The organism is Methylophilales bacterium MBRSF5 (genome assembly GCA_001044335.1).
Lineage (GTDB): Bacteria > Pseudomonadota > Gammaproteobacteria > Burkholderiales > Methylophilaceae > BACL14.
The window spans coordinates 933750-954013 of record CP011001.1; the positions used below are offsets into that span (position 1 = coordinate 933750).

Genomic DNA, 20264 nt, shown 5'->3' on the forward strand with positions numbered 1-20264 from the left:
CAGTTCTTTGGTGATGTAGCTCAGCTGGTTAGAGCGCAGGATTCATAATCCTGAGGTCGAGAGTTCAAGTCTCTCCATCACCACCACTAATGCATTTAAAATCAATCACTTATAAATAAAATTAATCTTAGTTAGTAAATTTTAAAAAGTATAATAAAGTATAATAAACTATATGAAAACAATTTCAGAAGAATACAGAAAATTACAACAAGAGTTACATGAAAATCCAAATTATGGAATTGCCTCTACTCATTTTGCCCCAATAGTCTCTGAGATAATCAAAGTTTTTAAAATTAATAGTCTTACAGACTATGGCGCAGGTAAAAAAAGATTATTTGAATCTCTTGAAAAATTAAACAATACTCCAAAAGAATATTTTCCATACGACCCAGCATTTCCGGAATATGGGGAACCAAAAGAAGCAGATCTTGTGTGTTGTATTGATGTCTTAGAACATATTGAACCAGATCTGGTTGATAATGTTATTAAGGAGTTATCCTTAATAACAAAAAATATTGGTTTTTATACTGTTCACATGGGTCCTGCCGGGAAAGTTCTTTCAGATGGGCGAAATGCTCACCTCATTCAGGAACCAACATCATGGTGGTTAGAAAAATTTATTAAATATTTTGATATTATTCGCCTAATGGAACATCAAATGATGGGTAATGGTTTTTGGTTAGTTGTAAAACCTAAGAAAAATATGAACTGATTATGCCGCAGGATTCATAATCCTGAGGTCGAGAGTTCAAGTCTCTCCATCACCACCATTAAAACATTTAAAATCAATTACTTAATATTAAAAATTTAACAGATATTACTTGAAAAAATAATATAATTTAGTATATTAAATAGTTAACTTCTTAAGCTAGCTCTTAAATGAAAACATTGCTAAATATAATCCAAAGTGTTCTTGCAGCATTTATTGGAATTCAAAAAAATAGTAAATTTAATGATGATGATAAATTTATTGAAAGAAATGGATTTATGCCCTATCTACTTGTTGGTCTGGTTTTAGCTCTTATTTTTATAATCTCAATTGTAACTGTAGTATCAATCATTCTTGATTAAAGAATCCAAAACATTTGTTTTAGTCATCTTCAAGTATTTTCCATACGGTGGCGCTCAAAGAGATTTATTTCAATTAGCTAAAAAATTATGTAAAAAAAATTTGGTTGAAATAGTTTGTATGGATTGGGATGGCAACTACCCAAAAGAAAAAAATATTTCTGTAAAAATTATTCAATCGAACTTTTTTTTTAATTATCGTCGATACTTGGAATTTAAAAATAAAGTTTCAAAATATATTGAAAATAAAACTGATGTCATATCAATTAGTTTTAGTAAAATTTCTGGGTTTGATTTTTATTATGCTGCTGACTCCTGTTTTGCCAATAAAAATAAAAACTTTTTAAAAAATTTATCGCCAAGATACCAATTTTTCCATAAAGAAGAATTTCAAATATTTAATCCAACATCAAAAACAAAGATACTATCTATATCCAAAAAAGAAGACGTAATTTATAAATCAATTTATAAAACTCCTAGTAGTAAATTTATTTTTATCCCTCCTTATATTGATAAAAATTTTTTCATTGATTCAAGTAAATCTATATCGTCAATAAATAGATATTTCAAAAAAAATAACAAATTACTTATCTTTATTGGTTCTGGATTTAAGACCAAAGGATTGGATCGTGCAATTATTGCTTTCTCGAGCCTGCCAGAGAAAATTAGAAATAACTTTAACTTTGCCATTTTTGGCAAAGATAAAGAAAAAAAATATAAAAAACTGATTGCTCGACATGATCTTGAGAATTCTATTAAAATTTTTCATGGCCATGATAATGTTCCCCAGCTCATGAGGGAAGCAAGCGCGCTTATACATCCAGCAAGATATGAAAATACAGGGTTGATACTTATTGAAGCCCTGTCTCAAAACTTACCTATCATCACTACAAATAATTGCGGTTACAGTTCCTATGTCCATGATGATAAAAAGTCAATTGTTCTCAATACACCATTCTCTCAACAGGAGTTAAATTTATCTTTAGAGAAAATTTTAAGTAAAAATAACCGTTCAAATAAAATTAATCTTCATTACAAACAATATACAAGCTATCAACTTGATGAAAAAATATTGGCTAATATTTAATCGATGATCTTTGTTCAAGCTCTTTTTTATATAATTCGTTAAGATCAGCCTCCCTTTCGACAAAATCATGAATAGCCCTTTTAAATTGAGGATGTTTTACAAAGTGAAATGAATCGGAAAATTCAGGATTAAAGCCTCGAGATAGCTTATGCTCTCCCTGTATTCCAGCATAAAATCTATCTAATTTATTATCAATACAATATTGAATTCCCTGATAATAACTTAATTCAAAATGTAAAGATGGAATAAATTGGAGCGCCCCCCAATATCGTCCATAAAGAATATTGTTGGCTTGCAATGAGAAAGAACAGGCAACTGGCAGTTGATCTTTGTAGGCGACAAAAATAACCACCCTCTCAGAGTTATTAATAAAATAGGATTCAAAGAAAGATTTATTAATATAAGGAGGGGATCCGTGCTGATAATAAGTCATCGAATAACACTTGTAAAAAAAAGAGATCAAATCCTCATTAATACCCTTACCAGTAAAGGTTTCAAATGAAATTCTTTCTGATGCGACTTTCTTTCTATCTTGTTTTATTTTTTTTCTTTTTTCGGTTCTTAAAATCTTCAAAAAATCATCAAAATTTAAATAACTCTCGTTGTCCCATACATACTGAATGGTTTTTCTATTTGCCCAGCAACGGTTTTTAAAAAGATGGTTTATTTCATCGTCATATCTTGAGAAAACGTAATGGATTGATGATAGATTTTCATTCACCATGAGTTTTTCAATGTACTCAATTGCAAGATCTCTATACTTTGCATTTTTGACAATTAATTTATTTGCATTAACCGGAGAAAAAGGAATGCCAATAAAAAGCTTTGGGAAGTATGATAAACCTAACCGTTGATGTGCTTCAGCCCATGACCAATCAAAAACATACTCTCCATAGGAGTGATGCTTAATAAACATAGGAATAAAACCTACCAATTCCTCATGATCAAACATGCATATAGATTTGATTTCCCAGCCTGTGTCGGCACCGATAGACTTAGAAGATTCTAAATCCATGAGAAGATTTAAATTCCAGAAATAGTTATTTCCAATTAATTGGTCAACGCAGTTTGGAAGATTTAAGAAAGATTTGTATTCTTTAAATGAAACCATAAGGTCATTTAAACATATTTTGAGAGATCAGAGATAGTTAGTAGTTATTCTTCTTTTGCAAATTTTTCTGAATTAGGATTTTCTTTTTTTGAAGCCTCTTGCTTTGTATCTGAGTAATATTCTTTCGCCAAGATTGATAGCTCATCCAGTGAAATCAAATTATCCTTATTTGAGTCAACTTTTCTAAACTGTCGAGCTACCTGGGGAAGACACATGGTTGTTTCAAAAACATCCAAGGTATCATCGTTATCTTTATCACAGCTTAAAAATCTTTGTTCAACACTAGACAACATCTCGTTTCTTTTTTCTTGTAGGAATGCATTAAATTCTTCGTTATTAGTGTTAGTAAATTCGTTAATGATTACTTTTAAACTTTTATCCTTAACATTTGCATTACTTAAATCTGACTGATCTGCTAGAGTTTGATGTACTGGAAACATCAACAGTATAGGAAATATATATTTAACTGTCATACTTATTACAAATTTTCTAACGAATGTCTATAATCTAATTAAAATGTTACATATTTATTACATAATTAACTGCATTTGTAAATAAATTGTAAATTTAATTTACTAATCAAAGGGTTTAATTTAGTAAAAATGAAAAAGAAAATTGTCATTATTGATGATGATCGAAAAATTCGGGACCTCATTAAACAGTATTTAAAAGACCAAGGATTTGATTGCTCTGGTGGTGAGCATGGAAAAGACTTGGAAAAAATACTTCAAAAAACAACCCCAGATCTTATTATCTTAGACTTGATGTTGCCTGACGAAAATGGCTTAGATATTTGTAAACGACTCAGGGTAAATAAAATCAAAACTCCGATTATCATGTTAACCGCCAAAGGTGATGAAGTGGATCGCATTATCGGACTTGAGATGGGGGCGGATGATTATTTACCGAAACCTTTTAATCCTAGGGAGTTGTTGGCAAGAATTAATTCTATATTTAGAAGACATGAGATGGAGCTCTCTGAAAAGACTCATGAAGCGTCAGGCAAAACTATTCAATTTGATGACTTTGAATTTAATCCCCAAGAAAGAACGTTGAAGAAAGGTAAAAAAGAAATTGATCTTACAAGTGGTGAATTTAGCTTACTAAAAGTTTTTATCGAAAATGCTAATCAACCATTGAGTCGTGATCAAATTATGCAACTAGCTAAAGGTAAGGAGCTGGATGTATTTGATCGCAGTATTGATGTACAAATATCCAGAATTAGAAAACTAATTGAAGAGGACCCCAATAAACCGAAATACCTCAAAACTAAATGGGGTTTTGGTTACGTATTCGAATTAACTAACGTTAAATGACCCTATTCCCCAAAAATCTTCTCAATAGATTAATTTTAATTATTGCCTCACTAATTATTGTTTCTCAATTAATCACAATCAAAGTTTTTGATTATTTTGAAATGGAGCCGAGAGCTGAGTCCTTGGCTCAAGAAATAAGCACTATCGTAAAATATACCAAGGCAGCCATTCAAAGTGCCTATCCATCCACCCGGCTCGATCTTTTGCAATCATTATCGAAAATGAGCGATGTTAAAATCGTGCCAGCCTACTATTTTGAAAACATTAAACCACTTCCAGATGAAATATTTTTAACGATGGTAGTTAAAAAAATCAAGCAGGACTTGGGTGAGGATACCATTGTGACTTTAAATCATTATGACATCCCAGGCATTTGGGTTTCATTTGAAATTGGTGACGGGTTATTCTGGGCTGTTATACCTCGTAATGTTTTTGACAGGCCCTTTCCGTGGCACTGGATTGGTTGGGGTATCGTTGTCTTTCTTGTTTCAATCTCTGGGGCTTATTTTTTAACCACACGGATTAACAAGCCGTTAAATTTACTTATTAATGCAACTAGTAAATTAAAAAAAGGGTTGCCCTTTAAAAAAATTCCGGAAGATACTGCAACCGAATTTAAAGAAGTAACAAAAGCATTTAACGAAATGGCTTCTAATTTAGCGAAAAGTGAAAATGAGAGAAGATTCATCATGGGAAGTGTTTCTCATGACATTAGGACTCCGCTAACAAGAATGAAACTAAGTCTAGAAATGTTGCCAGAAAAGTCAGCGTTTTTGAAAGAGAGCATGGATCAGGATATAGATGAAATCAATCAGATTATTAATCAATTTTTAGACTTCGTTCGTGGTTTTGATGATGAGCCAATAAGCTCCTTAAATTTTGGTAATTTCTTAACAGAGATAAAAAAACAACACGCCATCTTGGGTCACGATTTAAAAATTTCAAAAATTACTCGATCGAAAGATATACCTAAAAATCTATTCATTGATGTCAGGCCTTTAGCATTTAAAAGGCTATTTGATAATCTAATCAATAATGGGGTTAAATTTTCTAAATCCAACAAAATTGAATTAGTGGCCAAGCTTTATAATGAAAAAATAGTAATCAATGTTCTTGATAATGGTCCTGGAATTCCTAAGGCTCAAAGAGAGAAGCTGTTGGAGCCTTTTGAAAGACTGGATCAAGCAAGAGGCTCGATTGGTGGATCAGGCTTAGGTTTGGCAATTGCAAATAGGATTGTTATGGTTCATAACGGCAAAATGGAATTAATTAACAGAAGAACGGGTGGGTTAAACGTTAAACTTACCTTTCCTCTTATTAAAGCTAATTAAACCACTTCATTGTTTTTCTTAATTTGACCACCTCACCAATAATTATAATAACCGGTGATTGAATATCAGTTTTAAGAATTTTTGAGTTGACTCTAGAGATTGTACTCACCACCACTTTTTGATTATCTGTGGTTCCCTCCTGAACTAAAGCAATTGGCATATTTTTCCTCATTCCAGAATCTATTAGATTTTGGGTAATAATTGGTAATGCATTTAAGCCCATATAAATTACGATAGTTTGATTTTCTTGAGTCAAATTATCCCAATTAATGTTTAGCGTTCCATTTTTTTCATGCCCAGTGATAAAAATACAGGATTGTGAATAATCTCGATGAGTTAGAGGAATACCGGCATAAGCTGAGACTCCGGTGGCTGCTGTAATTCCAGGTACCACCTGAAATTTTATATTTTTAGCCATCAGTTCAGAAATTTCCTCCCCTCCTCTTCCGAACATAAAAGGGTCGCCGCCTTTTAACCTTAGGACTCTCAACCCTTTTTTTGCATAATTGACTAACAGTTTATTAATCTCTTTTTGCTCAATGGTATGGTTATTTCTTAATTTGCCAGCATAAATCATATGTGCATCACGCCTTACAAGTTCGAGAATTTCTTTTGAAACTAAATTATCATAAATACATACATCAGCTTTTTGGATCAGATGAAGTGCCCTTAATGTCAATAACTCAGGATCACCTGGACCAGCACCAACGAGAAATACTTCTCCACTTTTTTTATTTCTTAGAGTCTTGATTAGCTGATTGGATAACTTAGTTAGATTTGATTTAGTTATATTTTTCTTAGTTGCAAAAGCATCAAAAAATAACTCCCAGAAAATTCTCCTTTTATTAAATTGTGAAAATGAACGTATGACCTTTTCCCTGATAGACGAAGAAAAATCAATTAATTGCTTGGTCGATTGTGGAAGTAGTGTTTCAAATTTTTCTCTTAAGTTTCTAGCAAAGACTGGGGCGCTGCCACCGGTTGATATTGCTATCACCAAATCGCCCCTTTCTACAATAGAGCCAAAAGTGCATGTGCAGAGTTCTGGCTGGTCAACCACATTTATTAATATGTTATTTTTCTTTGCAAAATTAAATAATTTTTTATTAATTTGCTTGTTATCAGTCGCGGCTATGATTAATGAGTAGTTGCTACCCAGAGAGTTAATATCAAGACTCTGTTTTATCTTTTTTAATTTTTTTTTACTAATTAATTGTTCAACATTATGAGAAAAGTTTCTTGCTAAAACTTCCACATTGGCATTGGCTTTAATGATTAAGTTAATTTTCCTCTCAGCAATGTCTCCCCCACCTACAACCAGTACAGGTAATTTATCAAGATTTACAAAGAGTGGAAAACGTTTCATAACCAATGTTAACTTTAAGGTGTAATAATTTATAATGATAATCTATAAAAATAGATAATTAAAAATGACAAAAAAAATATTTATTAAAACGTATGGCTGTCAGATGAATGAGTATGATTCTGATCAAATATCTAACTTAATGGGCAAGATGGATAGTTATCAATCAACTGATCAAGTTGAAGATGCAGATCTCGTGGTTTTGAATACATGTTCAATCCGTGAAAAAGCAGAAGATAAAGTTTATGGACAGCTTGGAAGATTAAGAGAATTAAAAAATAAAAAACCAACAATGAAAATTGCAGTAGGTGGTTGTGTTGCTTCCCAAGAAGGCGAAAATATTATCAAACGTGCTCCCTATGTCGATTTGGTATTTGGTCCTCAAACTCTTCATAAAATCCCATCACTATTAAAAGAAAATGAAAGAGCTGGTTCAGCTCAAATAGATATTAGTTTTCCTGCTATTGAAAAATTTGATCAGCTGCCCCAGGTCAAATCTAATGGGCCATCTGCCTACGTATCTATCATGGAAGGTTGTAGCAAATATTGTTCTTTCTGTGTTGTTCCTTATACTCGAGGTGAAGAAGTCTCTAGGCCAGCCGAAGATATTATTGAAGAGATCCTGCGACTGACTCAACAGGGAGTGATTGAATTAAATCTTCTAGGTCAGAATGTGAATGCCTATCGATATAAAGACAAAAAAGGCTTCGAATATGATTTCGCGGAACTAATAAACCTTATATCAGAAATTGATGAAATTAAGCGAATACGCTTCACTACTTCACATCCAAATGAAATGAATGACACATTGATAGAGTGTTTTCAAAAAAATCATAAATTAGCAAATTTTATCCACCTGCCCATCCAGTCTGGTTCAGATCGTATATTGTCTGCGATGAAAAGAAACTACTTGTATCTTGAATACAAGCAAATTATAAAAAAATTGAAAGCTGCGTCTCCCAATATCCTAATATCCTCAGATTTTATTGTCGGCTTTCCAGGAGAAACAGATCAAGACCACCAGCAAACAATTAAAGCAATTAAAGAAATAGATTTTGACTATAGCTATAGTTTTTTATATAGCGCTAGACCCGGCACGCCTGCCTCTTATCTAAAAGATTCTACAAATGAAGAAATTAAAAAAGATAGGTTGCAAGAGATTCAAAGCTTAATTAATGAGCAAGGTAAAAATCATACCCATGCCCTAATGAATAGCGAACAAAGAGTACTCATCGATGAAAAAGTTGATGACATCACTTTTAAAGGTAAAACAGATAATAATCGAATTATTGAAATTAAGACTAAACAAGATATTTTGAATCAAATGGTGAAAGTTAAAGTCATTAAAACAACTGATAAAAGAATTATTGGAGAACTAGTTTAATTGACAACTACATTCATACTTGAACCTGAGAATAACAAACAACTTATCAATACCTGCGGCCCACTGGATGAGAACATCCAACAAATTGCAAAAAATCTTAATATAAAAATCTCAAGAAAAGGTTTTCAATTCTCTTTAACTGGAGCTGATCAAAAAATAAAAATAGCATCTGATATGCTTCAGCATTTTTATTTAAAAGCAAAAACACCCATTACCTTAGAAGATATTCAGCTTAGCCTGGTAAGCATTAATGAAGATAAACATGCAGAGAATATTGAATTAATTGAGCTAAAAACAAAGAAAAATGATTTACAAGGAAGAACGCCGCGCCAGCAAAGTTACCTTAAGCTTATTCAAGAAAATGACATTAACTTTGGCATTGGTCCAGCTGGAACTGGAAAAACATACCTTGCTGTTGCTTCAGCTATTGATGCGTTAAATCGTGAAAAAATAAAAAGAATTATCTTGGTTCGACCAGCAGTTGAGGCAGGTGAAAAATTGGGATTTCTTCCAGGCGACCTTGCGCAAAAAGTTGATCCTTACCTAAGACCCTTGTACGATGCATTATACGATTTAGGTGGTTATGAAACAGTGGACAAGTGGTTTGAGAAACAAATTGTTGAAATTGCTCCATTAGCTTATATGCGAGGACGAACACTAAATCAAAGCTTTATTATTCTTGATGAAGCTCAAAATACCACACCTGAGCAAATGAAAATGTTTCTGACTAGGATTGGCTTTGGTACTAAAGCGGTAATTACTGGAGACATTACTCAAATTGATCTGACTAAAGGACAAAAAAGTGGGCTATTGGAAATTGAGAAAGTGCTCAAGGATATTAAAGGTATTTCCTTTACCAAGTTTCAATCCAAGGATGTAGTGAGGCACCCTATTGTGCAGAAAATCATCGATGCCTACGACAAAATAGAAAATGATTAGAGTCCATATTCAAGACATCATTAATAAGAAAAATGCTCTAACAGGTCCTATATGTAAAAAAATTTTTTCATCTGTTTGGAAAAAAGAGGCTGAAATCACAATTAGAATCACCACTGCTTCAGAATCTCAAGAATTAAACCATCATTATCGAAATCAAAACAAGCCAACCAATATACTGTCATTTAATATAGAATCAAATAGATCATTGATCGGAGATCTTGTTCTTTGTCACGATATTGTAAAAAAAGAAGCTAAAGAACAAAATAAAAAAATAAAGGATCATTATATTCACCTTGTATTACACGGTTTTTTACATTTGATGGGGCATGATCACATCAATGAAAAAGATCAACTTATAATGGAAAAAATTGAAATTAAAACTTTGAGATTATTTAATATTCAAAACCCTTATATATCCAATGATTAAAAAAGATAAGCTTAAAATAATTCCAAAATTATTAAAACGAATTATTCAACCAAAAACTAAAGAAGAGCTATTAATTCTGCTGCAAAAGTCATACCAGGCTAATCTAATAGATTCAGATTCACTCATGATGCTGGAGGGTGTTCTAGGAATTTCTGATATGCAGGCAAGAGATATAATGATCCCACGCTCACAAGTGTCATTTATTAATATAAATGACAGTATCGATGTAATTATTGATACTGCTCTTCATACAGCTCATTCCAGATTTCCTGTCATTGATGAAGACAATAATAACGTCATTGGTATTCTTTTAGCCAAAGACCTAGTGAGGCTAAATAAAGAAAAAGATCTTGATTTACGCGACATTCTAAGACCGCCAGTATATATTCCAGAATCTAAAAAACTTAATGTTCTGCTCAAAGAATTTAGAAGTAATCGCAATCATATTGCAATTGTGGTGGATGAATATGCAGGCATTGCAGGAATCTTAACCATTGAGGATGTACTTGAGCAAATTGTTGGCGAGATTGAAGATGAGTTTGACTACGATGAAAATGAGGATAATATCATTCAAGAAGAGACTGCTACCATTCGAATTAAAGCCTCAACCGAGCTTGAAGAATTTAACGAATTTTTTAAAACGAATTATCCTATTAACGAATATCAAACCGTTGGAGGGTTAGTGATTTCAAAACTGGGCCACTTGCCAAAAAAAAATGAGCCTATCCATTTTGATGGATTTGACATTGAAGTTCTTCGAAGAGATAGCAGGCGCTTATATCTCTTAAGATTTTCAGTCAATCTGGATCAGATAGATCAAGATATTTTGAACTAATAATGGGCCTATTTGCCAGATATTATTAATCAATAATTATCATACTACCTAATGAAAAAAATAATATTTTTGATCCTTTTTTTCTCCCTCTCTTCTTTTGCCGATGAGGATATTTCGATCTCTGAAGCTCCCCTGGTGGATGAGCTGCCAGTGAATGAATTGGAATTTGTTGATACTATCGGACTCCTAACTCCGGCTGAAGTTGAAAAAATACTGGGAGAACCAAAAAAGATTGTTAATATTACTTTAGAATCATCAAAAGAAGTTATCGCTTCATCTTGGTATTATGAAAACATTAATACCGATCATAGTGGAAATTATTATCCAATCACGGAGATTGATATCGTTGACGGTTATATTGAGTCTGTAGTGTTTTTAAACTCAGATATGGATGAAATTGATCGTGTTGAAGGTCAGAAATACGATATTAAAAGACCTGAAAAAGTTTTCTAAAAAATAATTCACAAATGTAAAATAGCTAGATGACTTCTAGCTTGCATTTAATATGGGCATGTTTACTTGGCTCAATTTTTGTTTTTTCATTTCTGCCCTTTGATCTTTTTTTTCTTCCTTATCTTATTTTTCCAGCATTTTTTTTCTTATTAGATCAAAGTGACAAAAAATTAGCCACAACCCTTCTTTTTGGATTTTTCTTTTTTTCCACTGGACTTTATTGGTTAATTCTATGTATTAATAATTATGGAGGTGCGAGTCTCACGAATGCAGTTATCATTTGTTCCATTTTTTATATTTTTTTAAGTCTTTTTTTTCTGCCTTTTGCTTTTTTTAAAAAAGTAAGTCTTTTATCAGCCATAGCTTTATTCGTAATCCTGGAAATAATCAGAGAATATCTTTTTACAGGGTTTCCCTGGCTTTCAATTGGATTTTCCCAAACAAATAACCCCTTAGTTAATAATTATTATGAAATCATAGGAAGCCACGGAGTGTCCTTGGTAGTTCTAATAATAAGCGCCCTTTTGTATATTTCTTTTCTTAATAAAAGTAAAAGAAAATTATCGTTATTTCTTATTGCATTTATTATTTCGACAAACTTCTTAATACATTTACTTAAGCCCGAACCTACGATTGAAAATAATAATTTAAATATTTCTCTTCTCCAGGGAAATATAAGCCAATCAATAAAGTGGGATGCAAATAGAGTTGAGGAACAGATAAATGTTTATGTTGACCTTTTAAATCAAGCAAAAGGAGAAGTCGTAATTTTCCCTGAAACGGCTATTCCTTTGCTATATAAAAATTACCCTAAAAATTTTAATGAAGCAGTTGAAAATAAAATTAACGAGAATAAATCAGTCATTATTGGTTCGATCTTTGAAGATAATGGACATTATCTAAATGGAGCCATAATCAAAGAAAAAAATTTTGATCAATACTACTTTAAAGAGCACTTGGTCCCTTTTGGTGAGTATTTTCCGCTCACTGAGTACTTTGGTTTCTTTTACGAAAAAATTTTAGATATTCCTTTTTCAAATTTAACACCTCCAGAAATAAAAAATAATGTCATCAACATCAGCGATGTCAATGTGGGTTTAAATATCTGTTACGAGGATATTTTTAAAACATCTTACGATAAATTTAACAAAGCGGATTTGTTTATTAATCTTACCAATGATGCCTGGTACGACAAATCACCAGCAGCTCATCAACATTTACAAATTGCTCAAGCAAGGGCCATGGAATATCAAAAGCCAATTGTCCGCGCTACAAATACCGGAGTGACCGCCTATATTGACGCAAAAGGGACAATACAAAATCAGTTACCCATGTTCACCACAGGTGTTCTTGAATTGAGTGCTCAAACCAATCAATATAAAACTATTTTTGCAAAATATGGATATATTCCGCTTTACATCATATTGTTTTTTATGTTTTTCGCTAACAAAGTAACCTCATCGGCTTTATTGAAGGTTAAAAAGAAAGTAAAATCACAATCTAATTTTTAAATATACAAATAATGACCTTTCAAGAATTAATTTTTAAACTGCAACAATACTGGGCAAGTCAAGGCTGTGTAATTATCCAACCCTATGACCAAGAAGTAGGAGCGGGCACATCTCATACGGCAACTTTTCTTAGAGCCATTGGGCCTGAACCATGGAAAGCAGCCTATGTGCAACCTAGCCGACGGCCAAAAGATGGAAGGTATGGTGAAAATCCTAATCGCCTCCAGCATTATTATCAATTTCAGGTTGTTTTAAAACCATCTCCAGAAAATATCGTTGATTTATACATTGAATCAATTAGATCACTAGGTTTTGACCTCAATAAAAATGATTTAAGGCTTGTAGAAGATAACTGGGAAAACCCCACCCTAGGTGCCTGGGGTTTGGGCTGGGAAGTCTGGTTAAATGGAATGGAAATAACTCAATTTACTTATTTTCAGCAAGTGGGAGGGATTTCTTGCAAACCTATCACAGGAGAAATCACATACGGCCTTGAAAGGTTAGCGATGTATATTCAAGGAGTTGATAACGTCTTTGATCTTCAATGGAATGAGACGACAACATACCGTGATGTCTTCCTTCAAAATGAAAAGGAGCAAAGTGCTTATAACTTTGAACATAGTAATGTCGAATTTTTACAAACAGCTTTTTCAAGTCATGAAGAACAGGCTAAGTACCTGGTTAAACAAAAGCTAGCACTCCCAGCGTATGAGCAAGTTCTAAAAGCAGCCCATACCTTCAATTTATTGGATGCCAGAGGGGTAATTAGTGTTACACAAAGAGCGAGTTATATCGGAAAAATTAGAAACATATCACGACTAGTTGCTGAGAGTTACCTCAGCAGTCGAGCAGCGTTAAAATTTCCCCTAGCTAACAAAGAGCATGCGTCTGAAGTTCTTAAAAATTTAGAGGATAACTAAGCATGAGTGAGAATACGTTACTGTTTGAATTGTTATGTGAAGAACTTCCTCCCTCCTCACAAAAGCAGATGTCAGACTTTTTAGCTACAGAAATTTATAACCAACTTAACCAAAATAAATTTACAACATCAAATTCAAAATTAAATATTTACTCAACTCCGCGGCGTATTGGATTTAAGGTTAGTCACACGGCGACCAAAAGTCCTGACGAGTTAACTGAAATTAAACTCATGCCAAAAAAAATTGGCTGGGTTGATGATCAAGCTGCAGCGCCCCTGATAAAGAAATTAGAGAGTTTAAATTTAATTGACCTTAAAGATTCCTTGGATAACTTCATAATTCAAGATGAAGTGTTATATGCAAAAAAAAATATTGAAGGGACTAGTCTTGTTGAATTTATTCAAAAAGAATTAAATCAAGTGTTAAAAAAATTACCAATTGAAAAGGTTATGTCATATCAATTAGCCGACGGTTGGACATCCGTTAATTTTGCAAGGCCAGCAATTAATTTAATCTGTATGCATGGAAGTGAAGTTTTAGAGATCGAGATACTAGGACTTAAAGCAAACAATATTATCCACGGGCACCGATTTGAGAGCACAGAGGCATTAAACCTAAAAAATGCAGATCAATATGAAGAGTTACTGGAGAAGAAAGGTAACGTCATTCCAGAGTTTGATAGGCGTTATGATGAAATTCAAAATCAAATTTCTCACTTGATAAATAATTTAGGAAATAATTATTCTTGCCCTCTAGACAATGAATTAATGGAAGAGGTGACAACATTAGTTGAAAAGCCTAATGCAATGATGGGATCTTTTGACAGCCAATTCTTGGATATCCCATCTGAATGTTTGATTTTATCCATGAAAAGTAATCAAAAATATTTCCCCGTACTCAAGGATAATCAACTAACAAATAAATTCATTTTGATCTCTAATATCCACCCCAAAGATCCATCCATGGTAGTCAAAGGGAATGAGAAGGTAATTTATCCAAGATTGGCTGATGCTGAATTTTTCTTTTCTCAAGACAAAAAAAGGTCACTTAACGCCATGGTCAGTGACTTAGATAATATTGTTTATCATCAGAAGTTGGGATCCTTGAATGAGCGTTGCTTGCGTGTGAGCAAAATTTTCAACCATATTTGTGAAAATACGACGCTAAACTCAAACCATGACAGTGATCAATTAGCTAAGCTCGCAAAAGCAGACCTCAGTTCTTTGATGGTTGGCGAATTTCCTGAATTACAAGGAATTATGGGTAAGTATTACGCCCTAGCTTCGGACATGGATGAGGATTTTGCACAAGCCATTGAAGACCATTACAAGCCGAAATTCTCTGGAGATGATTTACCCCAGAACGATACCTCCCTAATACTATCCCTCGCAGATAAATTTACCACCCTAATTGATTTATTTTCAATCGAGGAAAAACCTTCAGGGGTAAAAGATCCTTTTGCATTAAGACGTACTGCTATCTCGATCATTAGAATTTTAATTGAATGCGATATTAATCTTGATTTAATTGAATTAATAAATAAAACCTTTCCGGGTGACAATGAAGAAAACAAAGGCCACCTAATCGATTTTATTTATGATCGTCTAGAAAATTTTATTAAAGATCGAGGTTATGAAACGCTGGTTGTCCAGTCGGTGTGTGATAGCCAACCAAGGCTTATTAACGACATTATCTTAAAAGTTGAAGCAGTAAACGAATTTAAAAAAATTGATGTCAGCGAGAATCTTGCTCAATCCAATAAAAGAGTTCTAAATATCTTAAAAAAATATGATAAACCATTAACTGACAAAGTTAATCAAGACTTATTGGAGTCAGATTCTGAAAAACTACTGTATCAGTCAATCGTTAAAGTAAATGAAAACAATAAAGGTTATTTAGAAGCTAAAAAATATAACAATCTGCTAAATAATTTGATTCATTTATCTGAAACAATAGATAATTTTTTTGAAGATACTATGGTTAATGCAGATAATAAAAATATTAAGCACAATCGACACCTTCTACTCTCCGAGCTGAATAAAGCGATGAACATCATTGCTAATTTGTCGGTGCTAGGAACCTAAAATGAAATTAGTTATTCTTGATCGAGATGGTGTTATAAATCAGGATTCAGCTAACTATATTAAAAATGAAAACGAATGGATCCCAATTCCTGGAAGTCTTGAGTCCATTGCACAATTAACTCAAAATAATTTCAAAGTAATCATAGTGACCAACCAATCAGGCATTGGCAGAGGTCTATACTCCATGGAAAATCTAAATCAAATCCATCGCAAAATGCATCGTCTGCTCGCAGATATGGGAGGGAGGATTGACTCCATATTTATCTGTCCACATACCGACGAAGATGAATGTGAATGTAGAAAACCAAAACCTGGAATGTTGCTAGAAATAGAAAAAGTTTATGGTACCAGCTTGCAAAAAGTATATGGTGTAGGCGATTCTCTTAGAGATCTCCAGGCCTTTGATGCAATGAAGATGCAACCGATCCTGGTTAAAACTGGAAATGGGCAACAAGTCCTTAAACAAAAAAATTATCCAAAAAAAACAAGAGTTTTTAAAAATCTTAAAGATGCTACACAGCACATCATAAAGTCATCATGATAAAAGTAAGGTCATTTATTTTTTATGTGGGAATGTTCCTCTTTACTATACCTTTTACTCTTATTTCATTATTAACATTTCCACTTGCTCAGAAATATCGATACAGATTTATTTCCTTATGGGCAAAAACAATGATCCCTTGGCTAAAATTTACATGTAACTTATCTTTTGAAATACATGGGTCTGAAAATATTCCAAATAAACCTTGTATTGTATTCTGTAATCATCAGTCTGCTTGGGAAACGCTTGCCCTTCAAATTGCCTTACCGCAACAAGTCTGGGTCTTAAAGCGTGAATTGTTACTAATTCCTTTTTTTGGTTGGGGTTTGTGGCTTACTTCTCCCATCGCAATTGATCGCTCCTCAGGAAAAAAAGCATTGCTCCAGATGTTTAATCAAGGTTTAACTAAAATACAAAAAGGTTTTTTCATCATCGTTTTTCCAGAAGGGACCAGGGCTAATTTAAACGAAGACAAAAAATATCATATTGGGGGGAGCTGGTTAGCAAAAAAAATTGATTGTCCTGTTTTGCCAATTGCCCATAATGCAGGCTATTTTTGGCCAAAGAATAGTTTCCTTAAACACCCAGGGAAAATTACTTTAAAGATAGGCCCTTTAATTGAGACACATGAGCTTTCAACTGATCAAATAAATGAGTCAGCAAAAAAATGGATCAATAGCAATGTGGAAAAAATTATTCACTAACCCAAAACCATCGTCAAAAGAAAAAAAAACGACTTATATTAATGGTGAGTTGGTGGAATTTACCCATATAAAAAAATCTAAAAAAAATATTAGTTTAAAAATTGACCAGGATGGTTTGATCATTTCAACTCCCTTTCATACTGATGATATTTATATCAATAGTATTATTGAAAAAAAATTTGACTGGATTAGTAAACACTTAAAACACATTTCATCCCAAACTATTTCTAGAACAAATCAAATTGAGACAATCTTACTCCTAGGTGAAGAATATAAAGTTATTCCAGAACATCGAAAAACTCAGATTGATCATGAGGATAAAATCATTTTCTGCAAAACTAACGGGGTCAGTGATGTGAAAAAAATTCTCAAAGAATTTGCTCTTCAATATTTTAAAAAACGTATTGACTTATATGATCATATTTTAGAAATAAAACCATCGAGTATTCAACTAACCAATGCAAAAACAAAATGGGGCTCTTGCTCCAATAATAAAAACATAAGGTTAAGTTGGAGGTTAATTCAAACATCTTCTGGAATTATTGACTACGTGATTTGTCATGAGTTAGCTCATTTGAAACATATGAACCATTCAAAATTATTTTGGCATGAAGTTGAAAGAATTTTTCCTGAGTACAAAATTTATAAAAAACAACTCAAGGATCAAGCACTTTCTCTATTCACGCTAGATTAATAATTTATTGATATCCTCGACCATTAATGCTGTATCTGTGCCATATGGAAATCTAATCCTTACTTGGCCACTCTTATCAATGATGTAAATCCCTGCAGAATGATCGATGGTGTAATCATTCCCCTGAGGTACCGCTTGATAAAATACTTTGAATTGATCTGCGACTTTTTTTATTTGATCTTTTGAGCCAGTCAATCCAGTCATATTGTCACCAAAACGTGGAATGTAGTTTTTCAATTCATCAACGGTATCTCGACCTGGGTCAACACTGACAAATAGCACTTTAAATTTTTCTGGTTGATCTAATTGCTCAGTGATCATTTTTAACTCAGTCAAGGATGTCGGACAGATATCAGGGCAATGGGTAAAACCAAAAAATACTGCAATAACATTGCCTAATAAATTATTTGAGTCAAACACTTCATTATCATGAGACGTTAATTCTATTCTTCCATTTAATTGAGCCTCAGTAATGTCGGAGCCATGAAAATTTGAAGTATCACTTCCACATGCACTTAAAATAAGGAATAATATGCAAATTAGCTTTTTAAACATTTATGTTGATGTAGTTCATTAATTACAAAATCACATTCTAACAAACAATAGGAAATAAGATGGCAGTAATTCAATCAATGTCTGATCGTGATGGGTTAATCTGGTTCGATAAGAAAATGACACCTTGGCGTGAAGCTCAGACTCATGTTCTCACACACACTCTACATTACGGTTTGGGTGTTTTTGAGGGTGTTCGAGCTTATGAGGCAGAAAAAGGAACAGCTATCTTTAGATTAAAAGAACACACTAATCGCCTATTTAATTCTGCCCATATTGTAAGTATGGCCCTACCCTTTTCTAAAGATGAAATCAACCAAGCTCAAATTGACAGTGTAAAAGAAAATAAACTGAAATCTGCTTACATTCGTCCCATGGCATTTTATGGATCTGAGGGCATGGGAATATCTGCAAAAACACTATCTACCCATGTAATTGTTGCAGCATGGAGCTGGGGAGCCTATATGGGTCAAGAAGCATTAGAAAAGGGAATTGCTGTAAAAACGTCTTCATTCTCACGCCATCATGTGAATGTCACTATGTGTAAAGCAAAGGCCAATGGGAATTACATGAATTCGATTCTTGCTCATCAAGAAGCAATTAATGATGGATACAATGAAGCACTTCTTTTAGATACGCAAGGTTTTGTATCTGAGGGCTCTGGTGAAAATATATTTTTAGTAAAAAATGAATACCTAATCACGCCTAGCCTATCCTCTGCTTTAGAGGGAATTACTCGAGATACAATTATTGAAATAGCCAAAGCTCATGACATACAAGTGATAGAAAAAAACATCACTCGTGATGAAGTATACACTGCAGATGAAGCATTTTTTACTGGGACAGCTGCTGAAGTTACTCCAATAAGAGCACTGGATCGACGCAATATTGGCAAAGGCGCACGTGGAGAGATTACTGAATTTCTTCAAAAAACTTATTTCGATGTCGTGTCTGGAAAAAATACGAAATATGGTGACTGGCTAACCTATGTCTAAGAATCAAAGAAAAGTATTCGAAGTCGATAAAGAAGATTTGCCTGTCTTTTGCCCACCAAAAAATCCTAATTTTTGGTCTCTTCATCCAAGGGTATATCTAGATCACCATGGCAAAGATGTTGTAAATTGTCCCTATTGCGGGACGATGTATAAGATTATTTAACAAATTCTATTTGCTCTATTTTTGAGAAATCTGTCAGCTTCTTGATTTTAGGTAAATAAGACCCTTCGTCTTTACTCATCATAAATAAAATAGTTTTCTGCTCTGAAGGATGTATCTGATCAATATACCCAGTTAACACCTTCAACACAGCTTTTGTCGTATCCACAACCTGTATTTCTGGGAGTAACTTTGTCAGTTTATTTTTTATGAGTGGGTAGTGAGTACATCCCAAAACTAATGTATCCGCCTTATCCTGAAGCAGTTGTTTAATTATTGGTAATAGAATGGCGTCTAACTTTGTATCGGATAACGACTGATTCTCTATTTCTTCAACTAAGCCCACACCCGGTATGATGGAAATTTTATGTTGATCTGATGTAAATCGATCAACAAGAGAGATAAATCTTGAGCTTTTAATTGTCCCCTCGGTCGCCAATATACCAATATTATTATTTTTTGTTAAATTGATTGCAGGTTTAATTCCTGGCTCCATCGCTACTATTGGAAATTTAAACTTACCTCTTAAGGAATTTGCTGCATAAGCAGTGGCGGTATTACATGCAATGACTGCCGCTTCAATACGATATTGTTGATTTAAGCTAGAAAATATCTCACACACCCTCTTTTCAATAAAATCTTTGGTTTGAAGACCGTAGGGTAGATACTGATTATCAGCTACATAGATTAATTGCTGACTAAAATTCAAAGAAATTATTTCTTTTAGAATAGATGTGCCACCCAAGCCTGAATCAAAAATTATAATTACTGGTGTATCTTGGGCCATAA

The 20264-nt window shown here is 33.2% G+C and carries 18 protein-coding genes, 2 tRNA genes and 3 pseudogenes; 18 read left to right on the forward strand and 5 right to left on the reverse strand.

The window, feature by feature from the left end; all coding sequences use genetic code 11:
* Positions 1–9: 9 nt before the first annotated feature.
* From UZ34_05030 to UZ34_05045, 4 genes are all read left to right on the forward strand, one after another.
* Positions 10–86: transfer RNA gene (locus UZ34_05030), tRNA-Met, on the forward strand.
* Between the two features lie 610 nt (positions 87–696).
* Positions 697–767, forward strand: a tRNA-Leu gene (locus UZ34_05035).
* A gap of 112 nt (positions 768–879) precedes the next feature.
* A complete protein-coding gene (locus tag UZ34_05040) occupies positions 880–1071 on the forward strand; it encodes a hypothetical protein (GenBank protein AKO64741.1) in 192 nt (63 codons plus the stop codon).
* Entirely contained in the window at positions 1064–2155 is a 1092-nt protein-coding gene (locus tag UZ34_05045; protein ID AKO64742.1) for a hypothetical protein, read from the forward strand. The genes UZ34_05040 and UZ34_05045 overlap by 8 nt, the downstream gene beginning before the upstream one ends.
* On the opposite strand, the pseudogene UZ34_05050 reads toward UZ34_05045, so the two are convergent.
* Positions 2145–3164: pseudogene (locus UZ34_05050) on the reverse strand (hypothetical protein). The gene UZ34_05045 and the pseudogene UZ34_05050 overlap by 11 nt on opposite strands.
* Before the next feature lie 239 nt (positions 3165–3403).
* Positions 3404–3661, reverse strand: a pseudogene (locus tag UZ34_05055) (hypothetical protein).
* A gap of 207 nt (positions 3662–3868) precedes the next feature.
* Between UZ34_05055 and UZ34_05060 the strand changes: the two are divergent.
* A complete protein-coding gene (locus UZ34_05060) occupies positions 3869–4582 on the forward strand; it encodes a chemotaxis protein CheY (protein AKO64743.1) in 714 nt (237 codons plus the stop codon).
* A gap of 32 nt (positions 4583–4614) precedes the next feature.
* Entirely contained in the window at positions 4615–5913 is a 1299-nt protein-coding gene (locus UZ34_05065; protein AKO65170.1) for a histidine kinase, read from the forward strand.
* Here UZ34_05065 and UZ34_05070 read toward each other — a convergent pair.
* Positions 5906–7279, reverse strand: coding sequence for a sirohydrochlorin ferrochelatase (locus tag UZ34_05070; GenBank protein ID AKO64744.1), 1374 nt, complete (start codon positions 7277–7279; stop codon positions 5906–5908). The genes UZ34_05065 and UZ34_05070 overlap by 8 nt on opposite strands.
* 64 nt (positions 7280–7343) lie before the next feature.
* Between UZ34_05070 and UZ34_05075 the strand changes: the two genes are divergently transcribed.
* Genes UZ34_05075 through UZ34_05125 form a run of 11 tightly spaced genes read left to right on the forward strand, consistent with a single transcriptional unit; the run spans position 7344 to position 17768 of the window.
* Positions 7344–8660: a (dimethylallyl)adenosine tRNA methylthiotransferase gene (locus UZ34_05075; GenBank protein AKO64745.1), complete on the forward strand. Its 1317-nt coding sequence runs from the start codon at positions 7344–7346 to the stop codon at positions 8658–8660.
* Positions 8661–8675: 15 nt separating this feature from the next.
* Positions 8676–9599, forward strand: a complete 924-nt coding sequence (locus UZ34_05080; protein ID AKO65171.1) for a phosphate starvation protein PhoH — start codon at positions 8676–8678, stop codon at positions 9597–9599.
* Positions 9592–10026, forward strand: coding sequence for a hypothetical protein (locus UZ34_05085; GenBank protein ID AKO64746.1), 435 nt, complete (start codon positions 9592–9594; stop codon positions 10024–10026). The genes UZ34_05080 and UZ34_05085 overlap by 8 nt, the downstream gene beginning before the upstream one ends.
* Positions 10019–10861 carry a cation transporter gene (locus UZ34_05090; GenBank protein ID AKO64747.1) on the forward strand — a complete coding sequence of 281 codons (843 nt, stop codon included), beginning with the start codon at positions 10019–10021 and terminating at the stop codon, positions 10859–10861. Before UZ34_05085 ends, UZ34_05090 begins: the two co-directional genes overlap by 8 nt.
* Positions 10862–10912: 51 nt before the next feature.
* Entirely contained in the window at positions 10913–11314 is a 402-nt protein-coding gene (locus UZ34_05095) for a hypothetical protein (protein AKO64748.1), read from the forward strand.
* 29 nt (positions 11315–11343) lie between these two features.
* Entirely contained in the window at positions 11344–12825 is a 1482-nt protein-coding gene (locus UZ34_05100; protein ID AKO64749.1) for a hypothetical protein, read from the forward strand.
* An 8-nt stretch (positions 12826–12833) separates the two neighbouring features.
* Positions 12834–13745 (forward strand): glycyl-tRNA synthetase, encoded by a 912-nt coding sequence (locus tag UZ34_05105; GenBank protein ID AKO64750.1) that lies wholly within the window; start codon positions 12834–12836, stop codon positions 13743–13745.
* Positions 13746–13747: 2 nt separating this feature from the next.
* Entirely contained in the window at positions 13748–15829 is a 2082-nt protein-coding gene (locus tag UZ34_05110; GenBank protein AKO64751.1) for a hypothetical protein, read from the forward strand.
* A gap of 1 nt (position 15830) precedes the next feature.
* Positions 15831–16370: a D,D-heptose 1,7-bisphosphate phosphatase gene (locus tag UZ34_05115; GenBank protein ID AKO64752.1), complete on the forward strand. Its 540-nt coding sequence runs from the start codon at positions 15831–15833 to the stop codon at positions 16368–16370.
* Positions 16367–17074, forward strand: a complete 708-nt coding sequence (locus tag UZ34_05120) for an acyl-phosphate glycerol 3-phosphate acyltransferase (GenBank protein AKO64753.1) — start codon at positions 16367–16369, stop codon at positions 17072–17074. Before UZ34_05115 ends, UZ34_05120 begins: the two co-directional genes overlap by 4 nt.
* Positions 17052–17768, forward strand: a complete 717-nt coding sequence (locus tag UZ34_05125; GenBank protein ID AKO64754.1) for a hypothetical protein — start codon at positions 17052–17054, stop codon at positions 17766–17768. Before UZ34_05120 ends, UZ34_05125 begins: the two co-directional genes overlap by 23 nt.
* Here the strand turns inward: UZ34_05125 and UZ34_05130 are convergent.
* Positions 17760–18323: a hypothetical protein gene (locus UZ34_05130; GenBank protein ID AKO64755.1), complete on the reverse strand. Its 564-nt coding sequence runs from the start codon at positions 18321–18323 to the stop codon at positions 17760–17762. The genes UZ34_05125 and UZ34_05130 overlap by 9 nt on opposite strands.
* Positions 18324–18400: 77 nt before the next feature.
* Between UZ34_05130 and UZ34_05135 the strand changes: the two genes are divergently transcribed.
* The gene (locus UZ34_05135) at positions 18401–19315 is read left to right on the forward strand and encodes a branched-chain amino acid aminotransferase (GenBank protein ID AKO65172.1); all 915 of its coding nucleotides are present in this window, start codon (positions 18401–18403) and stop codon (positions 19313–19315) included.
* A gap of 296 nt (positions 19316–19611) precedes the next feature.
* On the opposite strand, the pseudogene UZ34_05140 reads toward UZ34_05135, so the two are convergent.
* Positions 19612–20262, reverse strand: a pseudogene (locus UZ34_05140) (hypothetical protein).
* Positions 20263–20264: the final 2 nt, after the last annotated feature.

Bases quoted from the DNA above. Each gene is read 5' to 3' on its own strand.
- UZ34_05040 (AKO64741.1), top strand. From the start codon at position 880: ATGAAAACATTGCTAAATATAATCCAAAGTGTTCTTGCAGCATTTATT.
- UZ34_05060 (AKO64743.1), top strand. From the start codon at position 3,869: ATGAAAAAGAAAATTGTCATTATTGATGATGATCGAAAAATTCGGGAC.
- UZ34_05070 (AKO64744.1), bottom strand. From the start codon at position 7,279: ATGAAACGTTTTCCACTCTTTGTAAATCTTGATAAATTACCTGTACTG.
- UZ34_05075 (AKO64745.1), top strand. From the start codon at position 7,344: ATGACAAAAAAAATATTTATTAAAACGTATGGCTGTCAGATGAATGAG.
- UZ34_05085 (AKO64746.1), top strand. From the start codon at position 9,592: ATGATTAGAGTCCATATTCAAGACATCATTAATAAGAAAAATGCTCTA.
- UZ34_05090 (AKO64747.1), top strand. From the start codon at position 10,019: ATGATTAAAAAAGATAAGCTTAAAATAATTCCAAAATTATTAAAACGA.
- UZ34_05095 (AKO64748.1), top strand. From the start codon at position 10,913: ATGAAAAAAATAATATTTTTGATCCTTTTTTTCTCCCTCTCTTCTTTT.
- UZ34_05100 (AKO64749.1), top strand. From the start codon at position 11,344: ATGACTTCTAGCTTGCATTTAATATGGGCATGTTTACTTGGCTCAATT.
- UZ34_05110 (AKO64751.1), top strand. From the start codon at position 13,748: ATGAGTGAGAATACGTTACTGTTTGAATTGTTATGTGAAGAACTTCCT.
- UZ34_05115 (AKO64752.1), top strand. From the start codon at position 15,831: ATGAAATTAGTTATTCTTGATCGAGATGGTGTTATAAATCAGGATTCA.
- UZ34_05120 (AKO64753.1), top strand. From the start codon at position 16,367: ATGATAAAAGTAAGGTCATTTATTTTTTATGTGGGAATGTTCCTCTTT.
- UZ34_05125 (AKO64754.1), top strand. From the start codon at position 17,052: ATGTGGAAAAAATTATTCACTAACCCAAAACCATCGTCAAAAGAAAAA.
- UZ34_05130 (AKO64755.1), bottom strand. From the start codon at position 18,323: ATGTTTAAAAAGCTAATTTGCATATTATTCCTTATTTTAAGTGCATGT.
- UZ34_05135 (AKO65172.1), top strand. From the start codon at position 18,401: ATGTCTGATCGTGATGGGTTAATCTGGTTCGATAAGAAAATGACACCT.